Source organism: Pseudomonas sp. D3-10, from assembly GCF_051132175.1.
In the GTDB taxonomy this organism is placed as follows: Bacteria; Pseudomonadota; Gammaproteobacteria; order Pseudomonadales; family Pseudomonadaceae; genus Aquipseudomonas.
The window spans coordinates 352,691-368,248 of sequence record NZ_CP071668.1 but is presented as its reverse complement, the minus strand read 5'-3'; the positions used below and the strand labels follow the sequence as shown (position 1 = coordinate 368,248).

At 58.3% G+C, this 15,558-nt stretch carries 14 protein-coding genes, 1 tRNA gene and 1 pseudogene; 5 read left to right on the top strand and 11 right to left on the bottom strand.

Annotation, left to right across the window (positions count from 1 at the left end; translation table 11 throughout):
* Positions 1 to 110: 110 nt before the first annotated feature.
* The 3 genes and pseudogenes from J3P90_RS01610 (at position 111) to J3P90_RS01600 (ending at position 2,390) form a co-directional block, all read left to right on the top strand.
* Positions 111 to 186 (top strand) — tRNA-Thr (locus J3P90_RS01610).
* Between the two features lie 287 nt (positions 187 to 473).
* A pseudogene (locus tag J3P90_RS01605) lies at positions 474 to 589 on the top strand (DUF3077 domain-containing protein); the annotation flags it as partial.
* A gap of 193 nt (positions 590 to 782) precedes the next feature.
* On the top strand, positions 783 to 2,390 hold the full coding sequence (locus tag J3P90_RS01600; protein ID WP_434675743.1) for a methyl-accepting chemotaxis protein: 1,608 nt from the start codon (positions 783 to 785) through the stop codon (positions 2,388 to 2,390).
* 4 nt (positions 2,391 to 2,394) lie between these two features.
* Here the strand turns inward: J3P90_RS01600 and J3P90_RS01595 are convergent, their stop codons facing one another.
* Positions 2,395 to 3,072 (bottom strand): RES family NAD+ phosphorylase, encoded by a 678-nt coding sequence (locus J3P90_RS01595; RefSeq protein WP_420766400.1) that lies wholly within the window; start codon positions 3,070 to 3,072, stop codon positions 2,395 to 2,397.
* Positions 3,072 to 3,482, bottom strand: a complete 411-nt coding sequence (locus J3P90_RS01590; RefSeq protein ID WP_434561166.1) for an MbcA/ParS/Xre antitoxin family protein — start codon at positions 3,480 to 3,482, stop codon at positions 3,072 to 3,074. The genes J3P90_RS01595 and J3P90_RS01590 overlap by 1 nt, the downstream gene beginning before the upstream one ends.
* A 334-nt stretch (positions 3,483 to 3,816) precedes the next feature.
* Here J3P90_RS01590 and J3P90_RS01585 point away from each other — a divergent pair, with 334 nt between their 5' ends.
* Positions 3,817 to 4,740 carry a LysR family transcriptional regulator gene (locus J3P90_RS01585; RefSeq protein WP_434675742.1) on the top strand — a complete coding sequence of 308 codons (924 nt, stop codon included), beginning with the start codon at positions 3,817 to 3,819 and terminating at the stop codon, positions 4,738 to 4,740.
* Here J3P90_RS01585 and J3P90_RS01580 read toward each other — a convergent pair.
* From J3P90_RS01580 to J3P90_RS01565, 4 genes are read right to left on the bottom strand one after another with little or no spacing between them, the layout of a single operon-like run.
* Complete coding sequence (locus tag J3P90_RS01580) at positions 4,657 to 4,974, bottom strand: AzlD domain-containing protein (protein WP_039592671.1); 318 nt, start codon at positions 4,972 to 4,974, stop codon at positions 4,657 to 4,659. The genes J3P90_RS01585 and J3P90_RS01580 overlap by 84 nt on opposite strands.
* The gene (locus tag J3P90_RS01575; protein ID WP_420766403.1) at positions 4,953 to 5,666 is read right to left on the bottom strand and encodes an AzlC family ABC transporter permease; all 714 of its coding nucleotides are present in this window, start codon (positions 5,664 to 5,666) and stop codon (positions 4,953 to 4,955) included. The genes J3P90_RS01580 and J3P90_RS01575 overlap by 22 nt, the downstream gene beginning before the upstream one ends.
* A complete protein-coding gene (locus J3P90_RS01570) occupies positions 5,663 to 6,100 on the bottom strand; it encodes a GNAT family N-acetyltransferase (protein ID WP_434676530.1) in 438 nt (145 codons plus the stop codon). Before J3P90_RS01570 ends, J3P90_RS01575 begins: the two co-directional genes overlap by 4 nt.
* Positions 6,101 to 6,113: 13 nt before the next feature.
* A complete protein-coding gene (locus J3P90_RS01565) occupies positions 6,114 to 6,860 on the bottom strand; it encodes a 2OG-Fe dioxygenase family protein (RefSeq protein ID WP_420766404.1) in 747 nt (248 codons plus the stop codon).
* Positions 6,861 to 7,259: 399 nt separating this feature from the next.
* Here J3P90_RS01565 and J3P90_RS01560 point away from each other — a divergent pair, with 399 nt between their 5' ends.
* Positions 7,260 to 8,018, top strand: coding sequence for a DUF4123 domain-containing protein (locus J3P90_RS01560; RefSeq protein WP_434675741.1), 759 nt, complete (start codon positions 7,260 to 7,262; stop codon positions 8,016 to 8,018).
* A 70-nt stretch (positions 8,019 to 8,088) separates the two neighbouring features.
* Here the strand turns inward: J3P90_RS01560 and J3P90_RS01555 are convergent, their stop codons facing one another.
* The 5 genes from J3P90_RS01555 to J3P90_RS01535 all read right to left on the bottom strand — a co-directional run bounded on the left by J3P90_RS01555 (position 8,089) and on the right by J3P90_RS01535 (position 15,367).
* Entirely contained in the window at positions 8,089 to 9,375 is a 1,287-nt protein-coding gene (locus J3P90_RS01555) for an OprD family porin (RefSeq protein ID WP_434608328.1), read from the bottom strand.
* A gap of 395 nt (positions 9,376 to 9,770) precedes the next feature.
* Positions 9,771 to 9,971 carry a hypothetical protein gene (locus tag J3P90_RS01550; protein WP_420766407.1) on the bottom strand — a complete coding sequence of 67 codons (201 nt, stop codon included), beginning with the start codon at positions 9,969 to 9,971 and terminating at the stop codon, positions 9,771 to 9,773.
* Positions 9,972 to 10,214: 243 nt separating this feature from the next.
* Positions 10,215 to 11,321, bottom strand: a complete 1,107-nt coding sequence (gene aguA / locus J3P90_RS01545; RefSeq protein WP_434675740.1) for an agmatine deiminase — start codon at positions 11,319 to 11,321, stop codon at positions 10,215 to 10,217.
* 3 nt (positions 11,322 to 11,324) lie between these two features.
* The gene (gene aguB, locus J3P90_RS01540; protein ID WP_434675739.1) at positions 11,325 to 12,203 is read right to left on the bottom strand and encodes an N-carbamoylputrescine amidase; all 879 of its coding nucleotides are present in this window, start codon (positions 12,201 to 12,203) and stop codon (positions 11,325 to 11,327) included.
* Between the two features lie 251 nt (positions 12,204 to 12,454).
* Positions 12,455 to 15,367, bottom strand: coding sequence for an aminotransferase (locus tag J3P90_RS01535; protein ID WP_434608331.1), 2,913 nt, complete (start codon positions 15,365 to 15,367; stop codon positions 12,455 to 12,457).
* Positions 15,368 to 15,558 lie beyond the last annotated feature (191 nt).

Sequence of the window (15,558 nt, the reverse complement as noted above, 5' to 3'; positions counted from 1 at the left end):
TCGCGCCCCGCCCAGCGGCGCCACATCCACCAGAACTGCAGCTCGTCTAAAAATAGTCAGAATTCAGGGGTTTACAGAACCTTCCCAATCGCTATAATCGTCGCCCACACGCCGGTATAGCTCAGTTGGTAGAGCAACTGACTTGTAATCAGTAGGTCCCGGGTTCGACTCCTGGTGCCGGCACCATACAAAACGAAGCCCTCGCAGAAATGCGGGGGCTTTGTTGTTTCTGGTGTGCTCTCCTGCCTCCGCTCCCTGAGAAAACCTGTGGGAGCGAGCTTGCTCGCGATGAGATCATCAACCCGCCGACATCTTTTCGCCCAACACAACGGGCAATCCTTCCTAGGCCAACTCAGCCAAACAACATCTTCTGCCAGTGATTCTCACCCACAATGGCAATCGAAGCTCCCGCGTCCCGTAGCTTCACTAAAAATCGCTTCGTTGGTGTTCACGACATCGTCGGCCGTAATCCAGAGGAAGCGGCGATGATTCGCGGCACGGATCGGTATGCCTGGGCTTCGTATTATTTGCAGGACGGGGCAAGGCCGTTATTGACGGCGTGGTGAAGGTACTGGAGGCGCCGGGCAGCATTGGGTTCTTCGGTGCTACGGGACTGATAGAGGGCTGCTACGCAGCCTGGCGGGAGCAAGCTCCCTCGCCACGGGTTCATCTAATCACTTTTTCCGCCGATAGCTTTATATATAAGAGCCAGGCCCATCCCAAGCCGCCGCTGGCGCTCGACTACACTTTCCCAGACATCCCCGCTCCAGGAGCAGTAAGCGATGAGAATCCGCACCAAGGTTGTAGGTTCGGGGTTGGTCAGCCTGTTTTTTGCGTTGTTGCTGGGCGGTATCGGGCTCTGGGGCTATCACGCCATGACCGAGGCCTTGGCGCAGAACGAGACCAGTATTTCCGCCATGCGCAAGCACATGGAGGCGGACATGATGCACGACGCCATACGTGGCGATGTGTTGGCTGCCTTGCTAGCGGCGCCGGGAGATGCCGAAGGCGCAAAGGAAGTAAACGAGGCGTTTGATGAGCATTCACAGCGGATGCGCAAGGTCATTGCCGAAAACGCCGAGGCGCGGTTGCCTGGTACTATTTCCCAGACCATTTCCGAGCTCAAGCCTCAGGCCGAGGCCTATATTGCCTCAGCGAAGCAAGTGATTGGCAAGGCGCTGAGCGGCGCTCAGGATGGCCGGGCGTTGCGCATTGAATTCGACAAGGCATTTTCTGCCCTGGAGGAGCGCAACGAGGCGGTCAGTGAACTGATCGAGAGCCAGGCGCATTCCTCTCGCGAGTTTCAAGATCAGAGCATCAACACCTCCGAGCGCTGGTTGATCATCACCTTACTGGCCACGTGTGTGGCGTTGGCGTTGTTGTCGTGGAGCCTGCTCAAGGCTGTGCTCACGCCGCTGAATAAAATCATCCTCAATACCCAGGCCATTTCCCAAGGTGACCTGCAGCGCTCAATGGGCGCTCATGGAAATGACGAACTGGGGCAATTGCAGGCGGTGATAGAGCAAATGCAGGCCAACCTGCGGCAAATGATCGCCACGATCCGCAGCCAGAGCGATGAGTTGCACGGCACATCACGGAATCTGGGCGATACGGCGCGGCAGATTGTCTCCAGTGCCGACCAGCAGGCCCAGAGCGCCACCAGCATGGCGGCGAGCATGGAGCAAATGATGGCGAACATAAGCCAGATCCATCAGCACGCCGACAGTGCGCGGACCATTTCGGCGCAGTCAGAACAACTGGCGAGCAGCGGTGGGCAGGTGATCCTTGGCGTGGTGGAAGGGATGAATCGAATCGCTGAGGTGGTTGCCCAATCGTCCAGCAAAATCACCGCGCTGGATGCATCGTCCGAGGACATCCATTCCATTATCCAGGTGATCAAGAGCATCGCCGAACAGACCAATCTGCTGGCCCTCAACGCAGCCATCGAGGCCGCTCGCGCCGGCGAGGCGGGCCGCGGCTTTGCGGTGGTGGCCGACGAGGTACGCAACCTGGCGGCGCGCACGACGCAATCCACCCAGGAAATCACCGCGATGATCGAGCGCATCCAATCAAGCGCACGAGATGCGGTGGCGAACATGCAGGCCTGTGTGAGCCGAGTGGACGAAGGCGTGAACCTGGCACAGCAGGCCGGGGTTTCCATCAGTGAAATCCGCACAGGCGCCCGGCATGCCGCCGAAGTGGTGGAGGAAATTTCCCAGACCATCGCCGAGCAATCAAAAGCCAGCGATGAGATGGCCCAACGGGTGGAGTCGATCGCCGAGCAGTCTAGGGAAAACACCCGCTCGATCCACGATTTGACGAAAACGGCAGATCATTTGAACGATGCCGCAGGCTCGATGCAGGCTTCGGTGCAGCAGTTCAAGATATGATCTATCACACCTGATTTACCTCAAACACAAACGATATTTCCCGTTTCTGGGCGCTCCAGACATAACGAATATGCTTGCCCTGCACCGGAATCGACACCGCCGGCGGCCGGAACGCGGCGATGCATTCGTGACCAGGCAGGCGGACGCTGTTATACAAAAGCCCCCAGGACAAGGTTGCGCGCAACTCCCGGGCAAATACCTGGGACGGGCCATAGGCCGTGGGGTCTGGATTGTGCAGATGCGGATAATCGTGGCGGATGTCGTGCAGGGGTCTGACGACCTGGTTGACATAGGTACGCATGGTCAATTCCAGGTCCGGCTCGTTGGTCGCCCCCAAGAACCGAGCCTGGTGGTAACACGTCTCGGCAATGGCCGCTTCCTGGCTGCTGGCAGCGTAATAAACGCCAAACGTGCCATCGCTGAAACGGCTGCTTTTGCCGATATGGGTAAATGCCGCCATCACGGGTGACGAACCAGGACCCGAAACGCGATCTTCAGGACGAACCCTGGAGAGCACGCCGGCTTCTTCCATGAGCCGATCATTGGTCAAAGCTTCTAACGCATAGGCGGTGGCGAGGTCTTGCGGATCGAGCACATCTTCAAACAGGGTGATCGGCGGGAAACTGCTATTGACGATCCGATAGGCCCGTTTCCATTGCGGTTCCGCCAGAGGCGGCGCCATCAACCACGTACTCCGTCGAGGTACCGCCGCACATCGGCAATATCCACCACCCGCCCGGCCAACATGTACGACAGCGCTGACTGACCGTTGAACGGCGCGGCAGCATTGGGGCTGCTGACCCATTGATACACACGGTCGCGGCTGTTGCTGAAAATGATGCTCAGGGCTTTATGGATACCCATCAGGTATGAAATGCGCTCAAGGGTGTCTCGCGGCAGCCTGACGTTTTCGGGTAACTGCTTGTACTTGTAAAAGGTCGTGTTTCCTACTTTTCCCAACAAGGTGCGCTGCTGCTCGACGCTGCAGCCCCACAACTCCATCAGATTGAAGAAAAACTTCAAAGCGACTCGACCCGCATCCGGGGAGTCCAATTGTTGCTGGGTACTCAAGGTAATCGAAGAGGTCGCCATGAGGTCTGGCTCCTTTGCTACAGGTTGATATCTGAAGATTAGTACATATGCGTACAAAAATTAAATTTTAATTCAAAAACGTACAACATCGACTGTAATAAAGTCAGCTTCTCTACACGATGCGTCCCGTATTCCGGGTTAATTGAATTGGCCTACACGCCGCCCCAGCAAAAATCCAGAATCGCGCATAAGCTCCAATCATCGCCTGCCAGCGCTTTTCGCCACAAAACCGCGACAAGCGTGACAAGGTGCTTGATGATAGCCAGCATCGCACCGCCAGACCCGGCCAGGTGCCCAACAATAGCGAGCCCACTTAAGCAGAGGGCATTACCTCATGGATAGCAGAACCTTACGCAATCTCATGCGCATCATGCAGACCGGCTCGTTGTCGGCCGCCGCGGAACAGTCGTGCCTTACGGTGCAGGCATTGGCGGCGCAATTGAACAAGGTTGAGGAACAGTTCGGGTTCCGGTTGTTTCGTCGCTCGAACAAAGGCCTGACATTGACGACCCAAGGCTCTGAGTTGACGCCTTTCATGGATCAGGTTTTGGCGGCCACTCGGCAACTCGAAGAAAAGGTCGCGGCGCTCAAGGCCCCCAGGCAACGGAGCCTTAAAGTGGCGCTCAACACGACGCTTACGCCCGATTTCAATCGACGCATGATCGATCGCCTGATCGCGGTTTTTCCTGAATACCAGCTGGAGTTCAGTTATGCCGAGTCGATGGAGAACCTGAGCAAGCTGAAGAACGAGCATTTCGACCTGGCGATCCTGATCGGCCAACAAAGCGGTTTCACCAGTATCCCGATGCCGGATGTGCAAGTGCAGGTGGTCGGGGCCCATTGCGGTAACCACGATGACTCCCTTGGCTTGCTCGTCGACAAATTCCAGGTGCGCCCTGCGCAGGAATGCCCGTATTCCCACAGCTTCTTGCGTTTTCTCGACGCGGGTCTCGGCGAATACGGACCCAGCCAGAGGATGGTGTATTCCTGCAGCGAAACGCTGACCTTGTCGCTGATCACCCAGCTCGACGGCCTGGGGCTTGTCTCCAGGGACGCGGCGATGCGCAACGGCTTGGCCATCTTCCCTGATTTCGAAGACTTCTTGGAAGTGCGCCTGGCGGTTAACAATCCCGAGCTTTGCGACCAGGCGCTGCACGATGTGGTAGACCTGACGCTACAGGAACGAACCGAGCGCGATATACGACGCCGTGCCCACCGCCACACTGAGAAACAGGTTGCGGCTGAAATACGCACATAGCAGTGTCGGAATCGCAGCATAGAACTCAGGGCGGTCGATTTGTATCTGTTGATCCTTGATCAACAACGGAGTCAGGCTGATGGCGGCGACAATCGCTACCGGCAGGTATTCCAGCGCGCGGGCGACGAAGGGTGGCCAGTTTTCCGTATTGACCTGCAATGGCAAGGCCCGCGGCAGGAAGGTCACGGCCATCATCAACACAACGACAAGGATCAGGAACGTTTGGTCAGGCATACGCCCACCCCGCAGCCAACAAACGTGGCGATGAATACGTTGAACGGTGAATTGCCCACCAGGCTGAGCACGCCCATGCAGACGACCGCCGCCAGAGCCGCAATCAGTTTGTTGCGCGTATTGCACAGCGAAACCAGGACGTAGAGCATCATGGCTGTCAGGGCGTAATCGAGCTGATATTTGATCAGGTGCGCTGCATATTGCGCGCAGATGGCCCCCAACAAGCCGCCCAATACCCAGGACGCATGGCAAAAAAGGTTGAAGCCAATCAGGTAGCGCAGGCTGACCGGGGCCCCACTACCCAGCTTGACGCTGTGGAAGGCGAACGACTCGTCCGTAAGCCCCGCCGCGTAGCACCAGCGCTCGAACCGACTGAGCCCCAATGCCCGTAATGCCTTGGCCATATAGACGGACATGAGCATGTGGCGCGCATTGATCAGGAACGTGGTGAGCACGATCGTGGTCAACGACGCACCGCTGGAAATCAGCGCCAGCGCAGCGAACTGCGAGGCGCCTGCGTAGACGAACAGGCACATCGCAACTGGCAGCCACAATGGCAGCCCAGCATTCACCGCCATCAGGCCGAACACAAACGAAACCGTGAAATAACCCGCAACTACCGGACTGGCTTCAGCGAAGGTTCGCGAGGCTTGTGGTTCGACCACCAGCGGCTGGCTGGAAGTCTTGTTCATAAATCCCTCTCGAAAGTGATTTCACCCTGGGGCTCGCAGAACCCCTGGGCGGCCCAGAAGCGCTTGCCAGCCAGGTTGGCATCGTCGATGAACAGAAACATGCGCAGTACACCCACGCGTTTCATATCCGCCGATGCCGCTTCCACCAGACGCTGGCCCAGGCCTTGGGTACGATGCCTCGGGCTGACCGCCAGGTGATTGATAGTGCCTCGAGTGCCCAGCATGCCGCCGATGACCGCGCCGACGACTTCACCCATCGCATCGAACGCCATGTAGGCGGTGGTGGTTTCCTGCAACAACACACCGCGCAGGAACCGCGCATCCTGCCACTCGCAGAATGACACCTCGGCAAAACCCCGGAAAAACTGCTCCAGTCGCTCCGCGTCCCTGACCATGGCTCGGCGCAACAGGACTTGCTGCACCGAATCGTCCATCGGTTCGAGCTGCTCAGCGAACAATGTCAAAAGCGGTCCCGGGCCGCGAGAAGGAGATCGCCAGAATCTGCCTGAACGCCATTTCATGGCTGTGGATATTGCGCGCCGGGGTCACATAATGGCGCATGTCCCGATCGAGGAAGAATGTCGTATCGAGGATATCCTCGTAAGTGGTTGCCGCCAGTTGTTCTTCCTGAGGGCTGTAGAGACGGCTTTCTGCACCGGACACGTTATTTCGGCCCCAGAAATGGACGCCGCTGAACGGATAGCCGTCGCAATGGATGCCTTCCGGGGTGATTTCCAATTGCTTGCCCGGCTTGATCTCGATGCGGATCTGATGGATCTGGCATTGCCAGATTTCGTCATGCAGTTCCTGGGGCAGGACGTTTTTGTACACGTCGAAGTCTGTGTCGATCAGGCTGCGCATCACCGGAGAATTGATCACTTCATTGGAGAAATCCTGGAAGTGCCGCTCCAATCCGCCCACGTAGCTGTTGTTGGCCTTGGACTGGACATAGGCTCGGTGTTCGAGCTGCTTGAGTTCACGAGTCGTGGGGTTGTATTCGAAATCGCTGTAGCGGCGAAAACGCATGCCTGACTCGGCCTGGCCGTAATAGCTGTCGGGCTCCATATTTTCCCAGCTTTTGGTCAGCCGGACAAAATCGCCGAAATGACCGTAGAGATTGAAGTCTCCACCGCGGACGTTGACGTATTTGTCACGTCTTAGCGCTTCGCCCACTTCCCTGTTCAAAACGATCATTTTTCATAGGTCTCCACTACATTGAGCGGACTAATCTATTAGGTGCAGGATTTGCGTCCATGAAAAAGTATTTGAAGCATTTCAAGCGATGTTTGAAACGGTGCAAAAAGTTTCATTAGTACGACTTTACGTTGGGAAAATTGCATCGCAGAACCCTCATTCCGGGGAAAGACCGCCCACAGCTTTCGACGCCACGAGGGTGCGCAAGTCATGGCACAACAGTGCGCAATCAATCAGGCATCTTTTGCTCGTCATTCTCGACTTCCGCTCCTCCAAGCCATTGAAAATCCGTCGTAAACACCGAACCACGCGGCACTCGCCGAACCTGGCTTGATCCTTGATTGCTGCGCCTCATCCCCGGGTGAAGCCCGGCCCCATACCCTTGGCAAGGAGAGCCGGATGACGACCCTGGCGTTCAAGACCCTCGACCCCATCGCCTGGCTGGCCCAACAGCCCCTGCGGGAAAACGAACACCTTTACCTGATCATTAGCGCGGCGAGCGATACGGACGCCCTGGGGACCTATCGCCTGAGCGGACCTAGCCATCCGCTCCTGCCTATCTGGAGCGAAACGCCCTATTCCACCTGGCATGCGGTAATGCCCTACGTCACGAAACTCGCCCCCGACTCAACGTTCCTGCCATGGATTACCGAAACCGACGCCCTCGATTGGGGCTGGCTTGCTGTCTCCCGTTGTGAACCGGAGGAGGTGCTGGGGCATCTGCGCAGCCTGACGCAAGTGAAAATGCCGAAAGGTCGCGAGGTGTTTTTCCGGTTTTGGGATGGACGTTTCATCTATCCGATCCTTGAAGGCCTGGGAGACGACGCCCAAGCCTTGCTACCGGTGTTCGAACGGTATTTGATCAATGGCAAACCGCTGGAAGCAAGCCCGAGGAAGGTGCCGATGGTCCAGGATTGGCCATGGTGGGAAGTACCGCAAGGGTTACTCGATGCTTTAGCCGAGCAGGACCAGTCTGCGCCGATCGACAATCTGATGCAGTGGCTCGAAGAAGAACATCCTGATATCCATTGCGCATGGCCCAGGAGTGTTCTCAAGCGCAAGGTGAGCTATTTTTCAAAGCTCATGGGCGCTGAACCCAATCCACAGCAAACCCTGCTTGATGTCCTGCGCCTTGAACAGAAAACGGTCTTGGAATAAAGGTAGGCACCTAGAAAAACCCGATCCAAAGATCGGGTTTTTCATCAAACGCGGGCGATTCAGTCAACGATCAAAAGACATTGATCGGATAATCCACGAACACCCGCAGTTCATTACCGCTGACGTTGTACTCACTGGACTTCTGCGACACGCGCAGGAACGAGCTGCGCAACCGCACGCTCAAGTCTTTGGCCGGTCCGCCCTGGACCACGTACTTGAACTGGTTGAAGATCTCGCGCTCGGTACCGCCTTCGCTGGTGGAGGTGGTGATGTTATCGCCACGCACATAGGCCACGTTATAAGTCAGGCCCGGTACACCGAAGGTGGTGAAATCCAGGCCATAGCCCAATTGCCAGCTGCGCTCGTCTTCGGCGTTGAAGTCCGACCAGTACGAGTTGGCCAGGTAGATGGTATTGCCGCCATCACCGACACGGTTCTGATCACGCTGGTAGCCACCGTAGGCGTAGCCGAGGTTGCTGTCGCCGGTGCTGCGCTGATGGGCGAGCGTGAAGCTGTGCGGGCCGGTGGCGAAGGTCGCCGCCAGGCTCCAGATCTTATTGTCGTCCCCGGTGACGTTGTTTTCGCGAACGTAGCTGTTGTCCAGCTTGGTGCGATAACCGTTGAAGTCCAGCGTCAAGGACTGATCCTTGGCCAATGGGAACACGTAGTTGGCATTCACGTATTGCTTCTTCAAGACGTCTTCGACATCCGAGGCGTAGAGCGAAGCCTTGAACTGCTCGGTGAACTGATAGCTGCCGCCCATCACGTTGATCGACTTCAGACCACCACTGTCACGACCTTCGGCGCTCTTGCGCGACTCGGCAGTGAAGCGGCCTGCGTTCAGTTCAAGGCCTTTGATTTCCTTGGAGGTGATCAGCGTGCCGGTGTAGCTTTCCGGCAGCAGGCGCGAGTTGTCATAGTTCAACACCGGCAGGGCCGGCATCTGGTCACCGTAGGCCAGCACCGTGTTGGAAACCCGGAACTTCACCGCGGCACCGAACTTGGACAGGTCGTCGGCGGCGTTGCCACTGTCACCCTTCTTGAAAAAGTCGATGCCTTGCGCACCGGTGCGCCCCTTGCCGCCGTCCAGGCGCAGTGCGTACAGGCCGAAGGCGTCCACGCCTACGCCCACGGTGCCTTGGGTGAAGCCGGACGAGAACGTACCGATGGCCGCTTGGCCCCATTCGGCCTTGTCCCGGTTGCCGTCCTTGTAGTCGCGACTGATGTAGGCGTTGCGCAACAGCACTTTCAGGCTGCTGTCTTCAACGAACCCCTTGGATTCAGCCTGGTCGTTGGCCATGGCTTGTGTGCTGCTCAATATCCCCAGTGCTATCAAAGTAAAGCGCTTGTTCAACATGATTATTTTCCTTGTACGGGTTGATTCGCACTGCAACCGGCAACCGGAATGGCGCTTTAGCGCTCTTTATTCGGACTCTTGCTCCTGGAAATAATAAAAAGGCCCGCCCACGAATCATCGTGTCGGGCCTTTTTATTATTTAAGAGTCATGGCTGTTAGCCACAGGCGTGGGCGAATCCTAGTCGCGCCCGGAAGCCTGTGTCAATTTCGTGAATCTTCTGAAATCAGGCAAAAAATTTCCGGAAACGGATTCAAGTAAGCATGCGGTCCAAGGGAATGTCGGGTTGGTAGAGACGCCACCATGGTGAGCAAGCCGTTTACATGAGCGGGTAAACAGTCGCTCATAAAAAAAGCGCTGCCCTCGCGGTCAGCGCTTTTTATCAATCCGTTGAATTCTATCCTTGCATCACATCCCACAACGCTTCCAGCTCAGCCTCGCTGAACAGGCCAGCGGGGTAGCGTTCCATGATCATCCGGCGCGGATCAGGTTCCCTGATCTGACGCGTTCCGTTGGATTTCAACCACTGCGCCACGGCTTGAAGCGACTCACCATTTACAGCCAAAGGATGGCATGTGCGCTCGCTAATCATGTTCATTCCAGCGCCCTCCTGGTTGATGAGCGGCCAATCTATCCGAGGTTTATGACAAAACAACGCAGCTCCACTGCCCCAGAACTGCCGAAATAACGATACAAGAGCTATGCCAATGTCGTCGCGCTGGTAGCCCGCCAGACACAAAAAAGCCCGCGCCCCAATCAGGACGCGGGCTTGCCGGGATGGATCCAAAAACACCGGCATAGAGCCGCTGCGATGAGTGTCACCCGGCTGTTACATCGCCACTCATTTTATGCGCGGCGCCGGCTGCTGTTGGGTAAGGCAATGGATGTTTCCGCCTCCCAGTAACAGTTCCCGACCCGGTACCATGACCACTTCATGCTCCGGAAACAGGCTTTGCAGCAGGTCCTTGGCCGGACCGTCCAGCGGGTCATCGAAACTCGGGGCAATGATGCCGCCGTTGACGATCAGGAAGTTCACGTAGGAACCGGCCAGGCGCACAGTCGGATTGCGCTCCTGGGATCCTTCCACCGCGTCAACGCCCGAGCATTCTTCCTGGGTGGCGTACAACGGCCCAGGGATCGGCATTTTATGCACTGTGAACGGGCGCCCCTTGGCGTCGGTGCTGTTTCGCAGCACCTCCATCGCCCCATGGCAGCGGGCATGATTGGGGTCCTGCGGATCGTCGGTCCAGGCGAGCAGCACTTCACCAGGGCGCACGTAGCAGCAAAAGTTATCCACGTGGCCATCGGTTTCATCATTGAACAGGCCGTCCGGCAGCCAGATGATCTTGTCTACCGCCAACTGGGCGCTGAGCACCGCCTCGATGTCCTCGCGGCTCATGTGCGGGTTGCGATTGCGGTTGAGCAGGCATTCTTCGGTGGTGATCAACGTGCCTTCGCCATCGACGTGGATCGAACCGCCTTCGAGTACAAAACCTTCGGTGCGATAGCGCGGGCTGCGCTCGATTTCGAGAATCTTGCCGGCCACTTGTGAATCGCGATTCCACGGCGAGTACAGCCCACCGTCGAACCCGCCCCAGGCGTTGAAATCCCAATCGACGCCGCGAACTTCGCCGTTGTCATTGACGACGAATGTCGGGCCGGTATCCCGGACCCAGGCGTCATCGCTGGACATTTCCACCAAACGAATATTCGGCACATCGAGGCGCGCCCGGGCGTTTTCATACTGGGCAGCGGACACCGCAACGGTCACCGGCTCGAAACGGGCGATGGCCTTGGCGACCGCGACATGGGCAGCCTGCGCCGGCTTGCCGCCCAGGCGCCAGTTGTCCGGGCGCTCGGGCCAGATCATCCAGACCTGAGTCTGAGTCGCCCATTCGGCGGGCATGTGGAAACCGTCCGCGCGCGGAGTGCTGTGCAAAGTTGTCATCAATCAGGACTCCAGTGAGCCGTCGAGGGTTTTGATCGCGCCGTACAGGTTCGGCCGTCGATCACGGAAAGTGCCCCAGGCACTGCGAATGTGTTCCAGCTCGTCAAGGTCGAAGCTATGCACCAGCACGCCTTCTTCGGTTTCGTCCAATTCCTGGACCTTCTCGCCAAACTGATCAGCAATGAACGACGAGCCGTAGAACGTGATGTCGTAGCCATCCTGCTCTTCGTTGCCGATGCGATTGCTGGCCATCAGCGGCATAAGGTTGGCGCCCGCATGACCCTGTTGCACGCGTTGCCAGTGATCGCGCGACGAGATGGTCTTGTCGTGCGGCTCGCTGCCGATAGCGGTCGGATACAGTAGGATCTCCGCGCCTTGCAGCGCCATGCTGCGGGCGCATTCCGGGAACCACTGATCCCAGCAAATGCCTACGCCAATCTTTGCGTAGCGGGTATTCCATACCTTGAAACCGGTGTCGCCAGGATTGAAATAATACTTTTCATGATAGCCAGGACCGTCCGGGATATGGCTCTTGCGGTAGACGCCCAGGTTCCGTCCATCGGCATCAATGATGGCAATACTGTTGAAGCGCGCCCGGCCGGCCAGTTCAAAAAAACTGATAGGCAACACGACCTGCAGCTCCTCGGCAAGTTTCTGGAAGTGCTTGATGGCCATGTTCTCATCGACCGGCGTTGCCAACTGCAGGTAATCCGGGTTCGGCTTCTGGCAGAAGTAGGGCGTCTCGAACAGTTCCTGGAGGAGGATAACCTGCGCGCCTTGGGCAGCGGCCTGGCGAACGAGCTTTTCGGCGGTCTCGATATTGGCTTCAAGATCCCAGGAACAGGCCATTTGAGTAGCGGCTACGGTAACGATACGGCTCATGAATCATCTCCTGGGCGATGGACAGAGCCGCCTTTATAGCCGATAAAAATCGACTTTAAAATAGAATAAGGCCAATTTTCCCTGAAGCTATGCTTCTAGAGCCGACAAAAATCGATAAATAACCGTCGGAAAAACTTGTGGGAGCGAGCTTGCTCGCGATAGCGGTAGACCAGTCAAACAATTATCGGCCTGGAACCGTCATCGCGAGCAAGCTCGCTCCCACAGGGGAGCAGCGTGGCGTTTCAGATTGGCTACAACCCCTCCTCCAACACCTTCGCCAGCATATCGACGAAGAAATCCACGCTTTGACGCGTGGTGACCATCGGCGGCTTGATCTTGAGAATGTTGAGGTAATCACCGGTCGGCTGCATGAAGATACCCAGCTCGCGCAAACGATCGCACAGTGCCGTGGTTTCTTCAGTGGCCGGTTCGAGGGTGTCGCGGTTGCGGATCAATTCCACTCCCAGGTAAAACCCCGAACCATGCACCGCTCCGACCAGGGGATACCGGTCGATCAACGCCTCCAGGCGGGCCTTGAAATGTCCTCCGACCACCCTGGCGTTTTCCCACAGTTTTTCTTCTTCCATGACATCCAGCACGGCCATGCCGATCTGGCAACTGACCGGACTGCCGCCTGCGGAAGAGAAGAAATACCCCTCGGCTTCCAGCGCCTCAGCGATCTCCCGGCGGGTGATCACTGCCCCCAGTGGCTGGCCGTTGCCCATGCCCTTGGCCATGGTGATGATATCCGGCACCACGCCTTGTTCTTCGAAGCCCCAGAAAAACTCGCCCATGCGCCCGTAGCCAACCTGCACCTCGTCGGCGATGCAGACACCGCCACGCTCGCGCACCATGGCATACACCTGCTTCAGGTAGCCTGGCGGCAATGCGATGCCGCCGGCGTTTCCATACACAGGCTCGCAAATGAAACCGGCGAGCTGGCGTTTCTGCTCGGCGATTTTCGCCAGGTTGTGCTCGACGCTGCGCACGTAGTCTGGCGCACTGTCGACCCCGCGGAATTCACCACGATAAGTGTTCGGCGCTGTCACCGGGTGCACCCAGTCTGGACGGCTGCTGAGGGCCTGGGGGTTGTCGGCGATGGACGTCGAGACCGCGTCCGCCGCCACCGACCATCCGTGATAGGCCTCCAGCACGCTGAGCATGTCGCGCCCGCCGCTGTAGGCCCAGGCCAGGCGGATCGCCAGGTCATTGGCCTCGGTGCCGCTGTTGACCAGAAACACCCGGTCCATGTTCGGCGGTGCCAGCGCCAGCAGGCGCTCGGAAAACTCGGCGATCGCCGCATAGTGAAAGCGCGAGTTGGTATTGAGCAGCGACCACTGCCGGGCCGCAACCGCCGCCATGCGCGGATGGCCGTGCCCCAACACCGCGACGTTGTTGAGCATGTCCAGATAGGAGCGGCCCTGCATGTCGATCAGGTGATTGCGCCAGCCGCGCTCGATGCGTGGCGGGTCGACGTAGTAGTGTTTTTGCGACCGGGCGAAACTCGCATCGCGACGGGCCAGGAGCGCCTCGGGGTCGATTTCCGGCTCAGCATCGCAAGCCAGCCCCAGCAACGCCGCGGGCGAGGGGCAAAGCGCCTGCCAAGCCGGCGCCCTCGACGGCGCACAGAACAGCGGCGGCGCCAGATGTTCACCTCGGCACAGTTGGACCCGCAAAGGGCCAGCCACTTCGCCAAGTGCCTGGCCTTTGGTCAACGAGGCCCCGGAACGCAGCGACGAAGACACGCCCCACACATGCAAGCTCAGTTGCGGGCCGTCGAGCCGCAGCAAGCCATTGGCATCCTTGTGCACAACCCCGGCGAAGGGCGACGCCAACGGCGTACCGTGGGGCACATGCAATTCCACGTGCAATGGAAAGGTATCGGGCTCGACGGCACTGTCCGGACGGGTGCGTGAAAGCCGATATTGCCCGTAGCGGCTGGCCGCCAATCCATGCACCGCAGCCGCTTCGCTCAGCAGGCGCTGGTCGATTCCCGCCTGCTCCCAATTGCCGGCCTCGAAATGCGGGCTCAGGACGCCGAGGTCGATCAGGGCGAAATCTCGCCCGACCAAACTCGGCAACAACGGCGCGAAACCCTCGTTGGCGAAAGGCGGCAGGCTGTGGCCGGCGGCGGTGAGAATCGCCGCCTCCATCAACTCGAGCGGCACTGAATGGGCAACATCGAAGATCTCCCATTCATGTTGAAGATTGTCACGGGAGTATTCATTGCCCGGATCGATAGCCACTTGTTGCTCACCGCTGAGCACCAGCACCGCGGCGCGGGCGACAATCAACGGCCAAAGCGCCATGAGTTCTTCGCGTTGCAACGGATTGACGCGGTGGTAGGCGCGGATCGCCGGCAGGATGAAAAACGGGTCCCCATCGGCGTGATGCAGCAGGGCCGCGCAGGTTACCGACAGATCGGTGATACGCCAGGTGCGGATCAGGTCACCGAAATCGATGACGCCTTGCAGTTGCCATTGGCGCTGGGCGTCCCGCTGCCAGACCACGTTGTCATCGGTGATGTCCATGTGGATCGCTTGCACCGGCAGGCTTTCCTTGAGTGGTTGCAAACGCCGTTCGGCCTGTTGCGCCGCTTCGGCGATCAATCGGCGTCGTTGTTCATCCTTGATGACGGGCAGCAAATGATCGATCAAGGCCGGCGCATGACGCGCGTCCCACTGCAATGTGCGATCCAGGCCGGGATGATCGAACGCAGCGAGGGCCACGTCCATCTCGGCACACACGCGCCCCAGCCCTGTCACCAGGTCGCGGGAAAGATGCTTGAGCTGGGTCAGGGACTGGCCCTCGATGTACTCCAGCAACCGCACGTGAACGGTTTGCCCGTCGACCTCAAGCGTCAACAGGTCCTCGCCATTGCTGGCCGCCATGACCGCAGGCACCTTTACCGCGCCATGCCCGGCCAGCGCCTTGAGCGCGGCATGCTGGGCCTGGAGCTCCTGGACGGCATAGTTGCCGTGGCAAATCTTCAATACGAACCGCCCGCGGTCGCTGTCGACGCGGTAATTGAGATCCTGATGGCTGCCGAGGGGTCGCAGGTCACCGCTGAGTCCGTAATTCGAGCGCAGCAGCACCAACGCCTGTTCGGCGCTGATCTGTGGGCTTGGCAAACTGGCACGGTGAACCAACGTAGCGAGCGGCATACAACGACCCCTGAGTGGTTTTGTTTTGGATGCTTATCTCGCCATTGAGTCGGAGGATTAGCAACCCCCACTTCTTATTAAGTAGTGAGCCTGCTTCCCTTGACCCGTTCCCAAGGAATATTCGCTTGCACGCTCTTCGTCATGCCGACAAGCTATGCTCCATCGCTGTATCGTCTTATCGAAAAAAGGCT

What these genes read in the sequence shown, in the direction of transcription:
- J3P90_RS01600 (WP_434675743.1), top strand. Translation starts at nt 783, where the DNA reads ATGAGAATCCGCACCAAGGTTGTAGGTTCGGGGTTGGTCAGCCTGTTT.
- J3P90_RS01595 (WP_420766400.1), bottom strand. Translation starts at nt 3,072, where the DNA reads ATGGCGCCGCCTCTGGCGGAACCGCAATGGAAACGGGCCTATCGGATC.
- J3P90_RS01590 (WP_434561166.1), bottom strand. Translation starts at nt 3,482, where the DNA reads ATGGCGACCTCTTCGATTACCTTGAGTACCCAGCAACAATTGGACTCC.
- J3P90_RS01585 (WP_434675742.1), top strand. Translation starts at nt 3,817, where the DNA reads ATGGATAGCAGAACCTTACGCAATCTCATGCGCATCATGCAGACCGGC.
- J3P90_RS01580 (WP_039592671.1), bottom strand. Translation starts at nt 4,974, where the DNA reads ATGCCTGACCAAACGTTCCTGATCCTTGTCGTTGTGTTGATGATGGCC.
- J3P90_RS01575 (WP_420766403.1), bottom strand. Translation starts at nt 5,666, where the DNA reads ATGAACAAGACTTCCAGCCAGCCGCTGGTGGTCGAACCACAAGCCTCG.
- J3P90_RS01570 (WP_434676530.1), bottom strand. Translation starts at nt 6,100, where the DNA reads ATGGACGATTCGGTGCAGCAAGTCCTGTTGCGCCGAGCCATGGTCAGG.
- J3P90_RS01565 (WP_420766404.1), bottom strand. Translation starts at nt 6,860, where the DNA reads ATGATCGTTTTGAACAGGGAAGTGGGCGAAGCGCTAAGACGTGACAAA.
- J3P90_RS01560 (WP_434675741.1), top strand. Translation starts at nt 7,260, where the DNA reads ATGACGACCCTGGCGTTCAAGACCCTCGACCCCATCGCCTGGCTGGCC.
- J3P90_RS01555 (WP_434608328.1), bottom strand. Translation starts at nt 9,375, where the DNA reads ATGTTGAACAAGCGCTTTACTTTGATAGCACTGGGGATATTGAGCAGC.
- J3P90_RS01550 (WP_420766407.1), bottom strand. Translation starts at nt 9,971, where the DNA reads ATGAACATGATTAGCGAGCGCACATGCCATCCTTTGGCTGTAAATGGT.
- aguA (WP_434675740.1), bottom strand. Translation starts at nt 11,321, where the DNA reads ATGACAACTTTGCACAGCACTCCGCGCGCGGACGGTTTCCACATGCCC.
- aguB (WP_434675739.1), bottom strand. Translation starts at nt 12,203, where the DNA reads ATGAGCCGTATCGTTACCGTAGCCGCTACTCAAATGGCCTGTTCCTGG.
- J3P90_RS01535 (WP_434608331.1), bottom strand. Translation starts at nt 15,367, where the DNA reads ATGCCGCTCGCTACGTTGGTTCACCGTGCCAGTTTGCCAAGCCCACAG.